Origin of the sequence: Campylobacter sp. BCW_6889 (assembly GCF_001762535.1) — a bacterium.
Lineage (GTDB): Bacteria > Campylobacterota > Campylobacteria > Campylobacterales > Campylobacteraceae > Campylobacter_D > Campylobacter_D jejuni.
This window is the reverse complement of record NZ_MJWZ01000006.1, coordinates 37579-49421: the sequence shown is the minus strand read 5'-3', so window position 1 is coordinate 49421 and position 11843 is coordinate 37579. Positions and strand designations below refer to the sequence as shown.

Here is an 11843-nt window from a genome sequence, read left to right as displayed (position 1 = left end):
AAGTATAATCAATCACACTCTTATGTGCTATGCTTACTCCTTTAGGAATGCCTGTACTCCCACTGGTAAAAAGAACATAGAGTAAATTAGTATCTATGTGTTTTTCTTTTGCAGTTTTTATTAAACTTTCATCTATATTAAAACTTTCAAAGTCTTGTGTATAAAGCGTAGGCAAATCTAAGTTAAATTCTAAATCTTTTGAAGTGATAAAAAGTTTAGGTTTTAAAACTTCTATAACTTTTTCTACTCTTTCTTTAGGACTTTTTTCATCTAAAAGGGTATAAAAATTTCCACTTAATGCCACTCCAAAAAATGAAATTAAACAATCAATCCCTTTAGGCAAGATGATTAAAACAGGAGCTTGAGTAGGGTTATCATTTCCTAAAGTTTTTAAAATTTCACTGGCTAGTTTTTTAGAAAAAAGATTAAAGTCTTTGTAAGTGATTTCTTTTCTTTCTTTGGCAAAAGGTTCAATAAAGGCAGTTTTTTTACTAAATTTGATTAAATTTTTTTCTAAAAAATCGTAGATATGGGTTGTCATTTATGGCTCCTTTTATTTAGTATAACATATTTATAACTAATTACAATTAAATAAATTATAAAAAAATAAAAAAGATTTAATTCAACAAACATTAAATTTTACGCTTCTTAACTTACTTGGAACACTTCTTGCTTGATCTATCATCAACAATAGATTAAAGGAAGAATCCATGAGAGTTTTAACGATATTTTTACTCTTTATGACAAGCATTTTTGCAGTACAAATCAAGGATGTAGCAAACACTGTAGGTGTAAGAGATAACCAACTTATAGGTTATGGACTTGTTGTAGGGCTTAATGGAAGCGGCGATGGAACAAGCTCTAAATTTACACTACAATCCATCTCAAACCTTTTGCAAGGTATGAATATCAAAGTAGATCCTAACGATATCAAATCAAAAAATACCGCAGCTGTTATGGTTACAGCCAAACTTCCAGCCTTTGCAAAAAGCGGAGATAAACTTGATATTACCGTTTCATCTATGGGTGATGCAAAATCTTTACAAGGCGGAACACTTTTACTGACTGCACTTCGTGGGATTGATGGTGAAATTTATGCTATAGCACAAGGCTCTATCTCAACAGGAGGTTTAACACCTAGACCAGGAGGAGCAGGTTCTCACTCAACTGCTGCAACCGTAATGGGCGGAGCTAATGTAGAAAGAGAAATTCCACAAAATTTTAGTCAAAATAATGATCTAACCTTAAGCTTAAAAGTAGCAGACTTTAAAACCGCAAACGATATAGAAAGAGTTTTAAATACTGTCTTTGGCGAAGAAGTGGCTAAAGCCATCGACTCTCGCACAGTAAAACTCAAAAAACCTGAAGATCTTTCAAATGTTGATTTTATGGCAAGAGTTTTAGAACAAGATATAGCTTATAAACCACAAAGCAAAGTTATCATTGATGAAAGAACAGGAACAGTGATCGCCGGAGTTGATGTAGAGGTAGAACCTGTTTTAATCACTCATAAAGATATCACCATAAAAATAGATCCAAATAATAACTCAGTAGCTAATCAAAATGAAATCGATATGAAAGACGGTGGTTTTGTAGATCCAAGTTCAAATACCTTAAGAATCAACAATGCAAAAAGCACAGTTGCAAATATAGCTAGAATGCTTAACAAACTTGGAGCAACCCCAAATGACATTATCGCTATTATGGAAAATTTAAAGCGTGCAGGTGCAATTAACGCGGATTTGGAGATCATCTAATGAAAATCGATAATTTTTTAAATACTTATAGTATGAATAGTGCTTTACTTGATCGTGCAGCTAAAGCAAGAAGTTTAGAATCAAGCATCAAAATAAATGATAATGATATAGTTACAAAGAGCAAAGAAGATGAAGCCTTAAAAGAACAAACGGATGCTTTTGAAGCATTTTTTTTAAAGCAAGTTTTAGATGTATCTTTAAAAAGTCAAAATTCACTCTTTGGAAAAGATGCCAGCGATGAAATATACTCTTCCATGTATAACGATACCATGAGTAAAGCTTTAAGTGGAGGTATGGGTTTTTCAAAATTATTATACGATTTTTTAAAAGAAAGGGGTTAAGTTTTTTAAATTTGGGTCGATATAGTTTGTAGAGGATTATAACTAAGATCAAGGAGGCAGAAATGATCAATCCTATACAACAAAGTTATGTGGCAAATACCGCATTAAATACAAATAGAATAGATAAAGAAACAAAAACAAACGATACTCAAAAAACGGAAAATGATAAAGCGAGTAAAATCGCAGAGCAGATTAAAAACGGTACTTATAAAATCGATACAAAAGCTACAGCTGCTGCGATTGCTGACTCTTTAATCTAAATTTTCATTCTCCTTTTTTTGAGAGAGAAAAGGAGAAAATATGCTTAAACAAAGACTTGATGAAGTAAATGCTATCTTAGCAAAACTTATTGCTTTAACCGAAGAAGATATAGAAAATATCAAAGTGGCTAAACATGAGAGTGTAACGCCAAGTGTAGAAGAAAAAAACAAACTTATCGCCGAATTTATTACAGCTAAAAAACAACTTGATGTTGCCTTGGTTGAGCTAAATAATAGCTCTACAAAAGGGCTTAGTGAACTCTTAGATAATGAAGATAAACAAAAACTAGATCTACTTAAAAAAAATCTTCAAAACCTTCATAGTAAAAACAAAGAGTATGCTAAATTTGTTCTTATTGTCAAAGATTTTCTTGATAGCTTAGTAAATAAAATGTTTGATATCAATGATGGAACAAATAATGCTTATGGAGATAAAAAGACAAATCCAGAGTCAATTTTCAAGATCAATGTATAAGGATTTATAATGGGTATTTTTGGAACATTATACACAGGTGTTACAGGCTTAAAGGCAAGCGAAGTTCAAATCGCAACAACTGGAAATAATATCTCAAATGCTAATGCAACTTTTTATACACGCCAAAGAGTAGTGCAAACTACAAATGGGTATATTACCACAGGTGGAGTTCAAGTAGGCACAGGAACTGCTATAGAAAGTATAGTGCGTTTGCATGATGAGTATTCTTACTATAAATTAAAAGGTGCATCAAACCAACTAGAATACACTAAATATATGGCTTCAACCTTACAAGAAATCGCTCAGCGTTTTCCAGACTTACAAAATACTGGAATTTTGAAAGATTTAGAAAATTATAACAAAGCTTGGAATGATTTTGCATCTAACCCCAATGAAAATGCCACAAAAATAGCCCTTGTAAAAGCTTCTCAAACCTTAACAGAAAGCGTTAATAACACTTTTGCAACCTTGGATAAAATCCAAAAAAAAGTAAATGATGATATTAAAAATACGGTTGATGAGATTAATAGAATCGGTGAAGAAATTGCCACTATAAATAAACAAATTTATGGACAAGAAGCCTTACCAACAGAACACGCAAATGAGCTTAGGGATAGAAGAGATGAGCTTGAGCTTACTCTTTCAAAGCTAGTTAGTGCAGTTGCAAGCAAAAATGAAATCAATCAAGACAATCGCCTTGATACAACCATCACTGATCCAGGACATCAATACAATCTAAGTATAGAAGGTTTTAGTATAGTAGATGGGATAAATTTTCATCCTTTAAAGCTTGATTATGATGATAAGAATAAATCTTATAGCATTTATTATGAAACTCCTGATGAAAAAGTTCGCGATCTTACTGCAAAGATTAACGGTGGACAGCTTGGTGCTCAACTTGACTTACGCGGTAGAAACTATAGCAAAAGCGAAGGAAAATATGAAGATGGAATTATCCAAGGTTATATGGATTCTTTAGATACTTTTGCTAAGACCATGATCAACGAAACTAACAATCTTTATGCGAGTTCTGCGAAAAGTTCTGTTACTTCTGATTATCTATCTGGACTTAAGGGAGATATTCCTTTAGTTAATTACGACAGAACCATACAACCAGGAAGTTTTGATATAGTCATTTATGATGATAAAGGCGATAAAAAACTCACCAAAACCATCACCATAGATGTAAATACAACCATGAATGATATCATGCGTCAAATCAATGCTAATACAGATGATAATAACGATCACAATGCAAATAATGATGTTGATGATCATATCAATGCAAGTTTTAGCTACGATGCAAAAACTGGAGATGGTTTATTTCAAATCAATGCAAAATCAGGTTTTAAAGTAGCCATTGAAGATAAGGGCACAAATTTCGCAGGTGCGTTTAGCATAGGTGGTTTTTTCAGTGGAACTGATGCAAGTGACATGAAAGTAAAAGATTCTATCTTAAATGATCCAAGCACAGTAAGAGCAAGCTCAAATGGGGTTGATAGTGGCAATGACATGGCAAATAAAATCATCCAACTTCAATATGAAAAAGTTAATTTTTATAATGAAGATGGTACTATCGATAATCTTACTATGGAAGAATATTACCGCAAACTTACAGGTAAAATAGCCTCAGATGGTGAAAATAACAATGTTGTAAATTCAAGCAATGAAACTCTTTATAATTCTGTTTATAGCGAATACCAATCTAAAAGTGGCGTAAATACAAATGAAGAATTAGCCGCTCTTATACAATACCAATCAAGTTACGGTGCTGCAGCAAAAATCGTCTCAACTGTAGATCAAATGCTTGATACCTTACTAGGACTTAAATCTTAAGCTCTAGTAATATCAAGTGAAAAATTTTATCCATCTTAAAGCCAAGCTTGATTTTTTAGCCAATCAAAAAAACACCAATCATTCCCTTTTTGAAACTCCAGATCCTTTGCAAATTGCTAAAATTCACAATGATGAATTTACTGCCTTAATTTGTGCTTTATTTGCCTATGGAAATGCTAAAAATATAGTAAATTTTCTAAAAAAACTTGATTTTTCTTTATTAAACCTTCAAGAAAAACAAATAAAAAAAGAACTTAAAAATTTAAAATACCGCTTCCAAAATGAGAAAGATATACAAGAAATTTTTATCACTCTTTCAAGACTTAAAAATGAAATTTCACTCTACGAACTTTTTTATCAAGCCTATCAAAAAAGAGAAAATACCACAGATGCCATCTTAGCTTTTATGCAAAAAATCAAAACCTTAAATTCATATTCAAGTTATGGGTATGATTTTTTCTTTGGAAAAATTTGGCAAAACACCCCTACTTCACCTCTTAAACGCTATAATATGTATCTAAGATGGATGGTTAGAAAAGATGAACTTGATCTTGGACTTTTTACCAAAATTCACACCAAAGATCTTTTAATTCCACTTGATACACATACACATAAAATTTCCTTGACTTTAGGACTTCTAAAGCGTAAAATATATGATTATAAAAGTGTTTTAGAACTCACGCAAAATTTAAAAAAATTAGATGCAAATGATCCCATAAAATATGACTTTGCACTCTATCGTTTAGGGCAAAGTAAGGAAATTGACAAATTTAAGGAGTGAAAAATGGGCTTTGAGCACTTAGATACAATTTATTATTTCATACTTTTTTTTGTAGCTCTTTTTGCTGGTTTTATAGATTCTATTGTAGGTGGAGGAGGGCTTATTACTCTACCAGCGCTCATAGCCTGTGGGATTCCTGCGCATTTATCTTTAGCAACAAACAAACTCCAAAGCGTCTTTGGTTCTTTTACGGCTACTTTAACTTATTTTAAATCCACCACTCTACCTCATCTTGCTTGGGGTGTTTTTTTTACAGCCTTAGGAGCAGCTATAGGAAGTTATAGCGTTCTTTTTGTAAAAGATGAGCAATTAAAGCTTATTATCTTAATCTTTTTAACTCTTACTTTCCTATATACAGCCTTGCGTCCTAACTTAGGTAAACACGAAAGCGAACCTAAAATAAAAAATATCAAAATTTTTCATTTAATTTGTGGCTTAACTTTAGGATTTTATGATGGATTTTTAGGGCCTGGAACGGGTTCATTTTGGATTTTTGCTTGTGTGATGCTACTAGGTTTTAATATGAGAAAAGCAAGCATTAATACTAAAATTTTAAATTTCACTAGTAATATCATTGCTCTTGCTATATTTTTATGGCAGTACGAACTTTTATGGGCTGTAGGTTTGCTTATGGGTGTAGGACAAGTTTTAGGAGCTTATTTAGGCTCAAAACTTGTGTTAAAAACTAATGGAAAGTTTATAAAAACTTTATTTTTAATCGTTGTAGGAGCTACTATCATTAAAGTAGCTTGGGATTATTTTAGTTAAAATTGACCCCTGAGCTAAGCTCCCACATAGGTAAGAATATACCTAAAGCCAAAAACAAAACTAAAAGCGCTACAAATAAAGTCATCATAGGTTCTAAAAAAACCAAAAATCTATCCATCAAATTTTCGCTTTTTTGTTGATAATATTTGGCAATTTCTTCACTTAATACTTCAAGTCTTCCACTTTTCATCGCGACACTAAGCATAGAAAATACCAAAGAATCAAAAATATCAATCTTTTTAAAAACCTGACTTAACTCAAGACCAGAATCTATAAAACTAAAAAGTTTTTTATACTGAAAAATTAAAAATTTATTTTCAAGCCCTATAATAGCTAAATCAAAAGCTTTAGATATTGAAATTCCATTTTTTAAAAGTAAAGAAAAAACCATAAAAAAATAATAATTTTGATTATAAATAATCAAACGAGAAATCAAAGGTATTTTTAAAAATAAAAAATCGCAAGAAAAAGCAAAAGAATGAAAATTTTTATAAGCTAAAATAAGCATAACAATAAAAATAACAAACAAAAATATGCAAAAAATTCCATAGCCATCTAAAAAATTATAAATTTCTAACATTACATGCGTGATAAAAGGCAAACTCGCGCCTAAATTTTCAAATAAATCTTTAAAATTAGGCACTACAAAAAGCATTAAAAACAAAAATGCTCCGATAATACTTAAAAAAACCAAAGTAGGATATCTAAAAGCCTTTTTTAATTGTTTTTGACTCTCTAAGCTTTTTTCTCGAAGTTTAGAAATTTGACTAAACACTTCGCTGATTTTTCCTGTCTTTTCAGCCGTTTTAATCAAGGCTAACTCCGCACGATTTAATCCAAAATTAGCATTTTCAAAAGCTTGATTTAGATTTTGAGCTAAAATTAAATTGTCTAATATTTTTTTCATAATCTTGCAAGAATGCATAAGATATAATTCTCTAATCGCTTCTTGAACACTTAATCCAACTTCACACAACAAAGCCAGCTCTTTAAAAAAGAGTATAAAATTTTCATCTTTTAATCTCTGAAAATTAGATTTTTGAATTTCTTTTATATCAATGATTTTCCAATTCTTTGATAAGGCTTTTGCTTGTGCTGTATTTAAATTTTCAGCTTTTATAGTTTTTGTATAATTTTGATTGTTTTTAAGAAATTCTACTTCATAAAATTTCATCTTACAACCCTTAAAAGCTCATCTATACTTGTAAGACCTTCTTTGGCTTTTTTTAAACCTTGTTCAAACATAGTTTGAAAGCCATATTTTTTTGCAAGCTCCATTAAAATCGTTTTATCTTGATTTTCCCTAATTGCACAAGCTAAATCTTCATTGATCTCTAAGCACTCAGCGATTAATTCTCTGCCAAAAAATCCACTATGATGACAACGCTCACATCCTTTTGGTTCAAAAAATTCACCTTCAAATTCAATATAATGTTTTTTGCTTTTTTGCTTACACCAAGGACAAAGTTTTCTAACCAAACGCTGTGCTATAACAAGACTTAAAGCCGATGCTATCAAGTAACTTTTTGCTTGCATATCCAAAAGCCTATCAATGGTACTAAGAGCATCATTAGTATGCAAGGTGCTTAAAAGCAAATGACCTGTTAAAGAAGCTTTAATTGCAATATCTAAACTTTCTTCATCGCGGATTTCTCCTATCATGATAATATCAGGATCTTGCCTTAAAATTGCTCTTAAAATACTATTAAACTCGACTCCAACTTTTGAATTAAGCAAAATTTGCTGCACTAAAGGAATTTTATATTCTATAGGATCTTCCGCTGAAATAATCTTTTTTTCAATACTTTTCAACTCATTTAAACACGCGTATAAAGTTGTACTTTTACCACTGCCAGTAGGGCCGGTTAATAAAATCATTCCATTGGGACGATGTAAAATCTTTTTTAAAATTTCTAAATTTTTATTTCCAAGATTTAGTTTATACAAATCCAAAATTTCTTTATCATGTTTTAAAATTCTTATAACAACACTTTCGCCATAAATCAAAGGCAAACATGAAACACGAAAATCATATCTTTCATTTTCAAAATCTAATTCAAAACTTCCATCTTGTGTTTTTCTTGATTCAGCTAAATTCAAACAAGCTAAAAATTTGACATGAAAAACCAAAGCTTCATAAACATCCTTCTCAAAAATAGCAAATTCACGCAAAATTCCATCAACCCTAAACCTAATCAAAGCATCATCATTCCTTGCTTCTATGTGAATATCACTCGCATGAAAAGATAAAATTTCATGTAATAAAAAATCAAAAATTTGACTGATGCAACTTTGATCATCTCTTTTTTGATTTTCTTGCCATTCAAGTCTAAGCTTAATGCTTAATCTTTTAATCTCCTCTTGAATACGAATTTGATTTAAAATTTTAGCTATCTTTAATTCATCGGCAATTGCAGTGACGATTTTTTCACAAATCATAAAAGTCTTAACTTGCTCTAAAAGCTCTAAAGAACAAGGTTTGGATCTAATAATCATAAAGCCGTCATTATTTTTAATAAGCAGAAATTTAAATTTTAAAAGTAAAGAAAAAGGTATACCTTCATAAATAAAATCATTATCTTCATCTAAATCAACAAAATGTAAATTACAAAAATTTGCTAATTTTTTAAAAAAATCCCAAGAAGTGATATTAAATTTAGTGCAAATTTCATCAAGACTTATTTCATTATCAATATAAGCTTGAAAAATTTTATCCATTCTACTTTCCATCTAATTCCATTAAACCATAATAATTTATATAAGCATCTAAAGCACTTTGAGCTTCTTTTTCTTCACCTAAAGCTCTTTTAGCCTGAGCAAAAATCAGCCAAGAATCTTGTTTTTGCTTGTCAAGTTCATTGGCTTTTAAAGCCCAAAATATTGTCTTTTGATAAGCTTTAATATCAAAATACTTCTTAGCTAAATTTAATGCCTTTTCATAGCTTGGATTTTGATAAAAAGATTTTTTTAAATCAGAAATATTTAAAATTTTAGAATCAATTTCTATCTTACTAATGTGTGTATTTTCCCGCACCGCTTTAACTTCTTCTAGTTCTTTATATAACTTTTCCCTAGAAATCTTATTTTTTTCTTGTAAAATTTGCGCTTGAAGAATCTTTTGCTCTAAATGCTTTTTATGTTCAATAGCTTGCAAATAAATATTTTTTTGCTTATTATATTTTTGCATTAGCACAAAAAAACAAAATGCTATCACTAAGATTAAAACAATTAAAAATAAATATTTTAAATATTTTTTAAGTAAAAAATATTTATACCTAAGCTCAAGTTCTTTAATTCTTTCTTGCATACCTTACCTTAATAAGCCATTCTCTAAAGCACTAAGCTTTAAAATATACTCTTGACTTTTGTTTGTATCAAAAAAACTATTTATCTCATAAAAACTTTTTAAAGTTTTATCAATATATCTTAAATTTCCTTGAGAAATTTTTTGTAAAAACTTAAGACATTTATTTGAAAAATTCATTCCGAATTTCAATTTAATATAATCATCAAGCTCTAAAAGACTAATATTTTTCAATTCAAAACAAGCACTTAAACGACTTTTAAAATGCTCTTTTTTAAGTATATTTAACTTTTTATGAGAACTTAAAACAAAACTTATAGAATCACTATAAATCCTAATGCTTTCTAGCATTGCATAATCATACATTCCTACTTCATCAAGAATGATTAAACTCTGACCTTGTGAAATCAAAAACTCAATTTTTTCTTTTAAGAAACTCTGATCTTTAAAATTTTCATTAATAAAATCAACATTATATTTTTTTGCCAATCTTTGCAACAATACACTTTTACCGCTACCACTTTTTCCCCATAAAAAAATAAAAGCTTTTTGGCTTTCTAAAATTTGATTGATTTGATGAAAAATTTCTTCTCTAAATGGAATAATTTTACTCATAATGCTTAAATCCTAGATCTTTAAGACTTGGAGCGTTTACACTATCTACTATACTTGGAGTGATAATAAAAACAATTTCGGTTGCTTTAGAATTTAAAACTTCTCCTTTAAACAAAGAACCTAGAATTGGAATTTTTGATAGAAAATTGATAGAATTTTTCTCATTAGATTTATCGTGAGAAATCAATCCACCTAAAATTAAAGTTTGATTATTCTCTACTTGCACAACACTAGAAAGCTTTTTTTGTATGGTATCAGGAGCAATAGTTCTTGGTTCTTTTTGTCGTTTATTATCTTCTGGATACTTAAAATCACTTAAGCTTGGATTAATTCTAAGCATTATTTTTCCATCATCAGAAATTTCAGGCAAGATATTGAGTAAAATGCCTATAAAAATAGAATAATTATTATAACTTTCACTAACAGTAGTCCCATTTTCAGTACCTTTAGAACTTTCTTTGACTTGATAATTTATAGTATCGCCTACAGAAATAATGGCTTGTTGGTTGTTTAAAGCCATAAGCTTTGGATTAGAAAGCACGCTAGTTTTTCCATTTTGAGAAAGAAAGTTAATAATAGAATCAAAATTTAAATTCGCCCTTAAACCCAAATTCTTAACAAAACCTTGCCCATTTTGAAACTGAATAAAAGAATTTTCATTATTTACTTGCGAATTTAAACCTATATTAAAATTTTGCCAATTAATCCCACTAGAATGGCTTTCATTTAAACTCACAGCAAGTATGCTAACATCGATAATAACTTGTTTTTTAAGACGATTTTCTAGTTTTTGCAAATAATTTTTCACACTTTTTAACTGAGAATTTGTTCCAGTTACTATAATAAGACCTGCATTGGGATTTATGATGGGAGTTTTAGCCTCATAATCTTCATGAGAATTTTTTAATAATACAATAATCTCTTTTTCTATATTTTGCCAAAAATCAAATTTTTCCATACTTTTAATCATATTGTCTTCTGCATCATCAAAACTACCGCTATATTCACTTTGCCTTGGTTTAGCGTCTACAGACGCTTTAGTTATGCTTTGTCCTTCTCTGATAGAAGTGATATAACTTATCTTAAAAATCTTCGTATTAATACCTGAAATTCTTAAAATTTTACCATCAAAATCATAGCTAAGATCATGCTCTTTGATAAAAAAATTAAAAATTTCGTCTAAACTCATTTGATGAATATTGACAGAATTTTGCAATGTTTCTAATTTTTCTTTGGCAATTTTATCTTTAACAATAATACTAAAAGAACAATATTTTGCAAGCTCATCAAGACTTTCTTGTATGCTTAATTTTTCATTAATACTGATATCAAAAAGACGCTTTTGACAATCTAAAGCATAAAGATAATGGCAAAAAAGAATGTTAATTAATATTAATCTTATCATTTTTATTTATTTGGATTGCAATTTCTAAATTATCATATTGGAATTTAATCTCTTTAGTATTTATTTCATATATTATAGCATCATCAATCATATCACCTTTTTTATACCATCGATCATAAATTTTTACTTTATCAAGCATAATTGCAGTAATTTTAATATGTCTTAATTTTTCAAAAGTAGGATTCACAAATGGGTTTTGAAGAGTATTAAAATTTATGCGATTTTCTTTATCTATAAGTTTAAAATACTCTTCAAAATTATCTTGTGCAAACAAAGTGCTAAAACACAATGTAGCACTAAA

14 protein-coding genes are annotated in these 11843 nt (G+C 29.4%); 7 read left to right on the top strand and 7 right to left on the bottom strand.

Features of this window, described 5'->3' with window-relative positions; translation table 11 throughout:
• On the bottom strand, positions 1-541 hold a 541-nt coding region (locus tag AJ939_RS00565; protein WP_148124043.1), incomplete at its 3' end, for an AMP-binding protein.
• A 169-nt stretch (positions 542-710) separates the two neighbouring features.
• Between AJ939_RS00565 and AJ939_RS00560 the strand changes: the two genes are divergently transcribed.
• From AJ939_RS00560 to AJ939_RS00530, 7 genes are all read left to right on the top strand, one after another.
• Positions 711-1757: a flagellar basal body P-ring protein FlgI gene (locus tag AJ939_RS00560; RefSeq protein ID WP_002870893.1), complete on the top strand. Its 1047-nt coding sequence runs from the start codon at positions 711-713 to the stop codon at positions 1755-1757.
• Positions 1757-2098: a hypothetical protein gene (locus AJ939_RS00555; RefSeq protein ID WP_002862122.1), complete on the top strand. Its 342-nt coding sequence runs from the start codon at positions 1757-1759 to the stop codon at positions 2096-2098. Before AJ939_RS00560 ends, AJ939_RS00555 begins: the two co-directional genes overlap by 1 nt.
• Before the next feature lie 62 nt (positions 2099-2160).
• Positions 2161-2358 (top strand): flagellar biosynthesis anti-sigma factor FlgM, encoded by a 198-nt coding sequence (gene flgM, locus AJ939_RS00550; protein WP_002779262.1) that lies wholly within the window; start codon positions 2161-2163, stop codon positions 2356-2358.
• A 40-nt stretch (positions 2359-2398) separates the two neighbouring features.
• Entirely contained in the window at positions 2399-2833 is a 435-nt protein-coding gene (locus AJ939_RS00545; protein ID WP_044778880.1) for a flagellar protein FlgN, read from the top strand.
• 9 nt (positions 2834-2842) lie between these two features.
• Positions 2843-4669 (top strand): flagellar hook-associated protein FlgK, encoded by a 1827-nt coding sequence (gene flgK, locus AJ939_RS00540; RefSeq protein ID WP_070252595.1) that lies wholly within the window; start codon positions 2843-2845, stop codon positions 4667-4669.
• Between the two features lie 16 nt (positions 4670-4685).
• Positions 4686-5450 carry a TIGR02757 family protein gene (locus AJ939_RS00535; RefSeq protein ID WP_044778882.1) on the top strand — a complete coding sequence of 255 codons (765 nt, stop codon included), beginning with the start codon at positions 4686-4688 and terminating at the stop codon, positions 5448-5450.
• A gap of 3 nt (positions 5451-5453) precedes the next feature.
• Positions 5454-6218, top strand: coding sequence for a TSUP family transporter (locus tag AJ939_RS00530; protein ID WP_002855301.1), 765 nt, complete (start codon positions 5454-5456; stop codon positions 6216-6218).
• Here the strand turns inward: AJ939_RS00530 and AJ939_RS00525 are convergent.
• Genes AJ939_RS00525 through AJ939_RS00500 form a run of 6 tightly spaced genes read right to left on the bottom strand, consistent with a single transcriptional unit; the run spans position 6211 to position 11831 of the window.
• On the bottom strand, positions 6211-7392 hold the full coding sequence (locus tag AJ939_RS00525) for a type II secretion system F family protein (protein WP_002870890.1): 1182 nt from the start codon (positions 7390-7392) through the stop codon (positions 6211-6213). The two genes, AJ939_RS00530 and AJ939_RS00525, sit on opposite strands and share 8 nt — an antisense overlap.
• Positions 7389-8948 carry a GspE/PulE family protein gene (locus AJ939_RS00520; RefSeq protein ID WP_070275965.1) on the bottom strand — a complete coding sequence of 520 codons (1560 nt, stop codon included), beginning with the start codon at positions 8946-8948 and terminating at the stop codon, positions 7389-7391. Before AJ939_RS00520 ends, AJ939_RS00525 begins: the two co-directional genes overlap by 4 nt.
• Positions 8938-9525, bottom strand: a complete 588-nt coding sequence (locus AJ939_RS00515) for a hypothetical protein (protein ID WP_002921278.1) — start codon at positions 9523-9525, stop codon at positions 8938-8940. Before AJ939_RS00515 ends, AJ939_RS00520 begins: the two co-directional genes overlap by 11 nt.
• A gap of 3 nt (positions 9526-9528) precedes the next feature.
• Positions 9529-10137: an ATP-binding protein gene (locus AJ939_RS00510; protein ID WP_002921280.1), complete on the bottom strand. Its 609-nt coding sequence runs from the start codon at positions 10135-10137 to the stop codon at positions 9529-9531.
• Positions 10130-11542 (bottom strand): pilus (MSHA type) biogenesis protein MshL, encoded by a 1413-nt coding sequence (mshL, locus tag AJ939_RS00505; RefSeq protein ID WP_044779973.1) that lies wholly within the window; start codon positions 11540-11542, stop codon positions 10130-10132. The genes AJ939_RS00510 and mshL overlap by 8 nt, the downstream gene beginning before the upstream one ends.
• Positions 11520-11831: a hypothetical protein gene (locus AJ939_RS00500; RefSeq protein WP_002855438.1), complete on the bottom strand. Its 312-nt coding sequence runs from the start codon at positions 11829-11831 to the stop codon at positions 11520-11522. Before AJ939_RS00500 ends, mshL begins: the two co-directional genes overlap by 23 nt.
• Between the last annotated feature and the right edge of the window lie 12 nt (positions 11832-11843).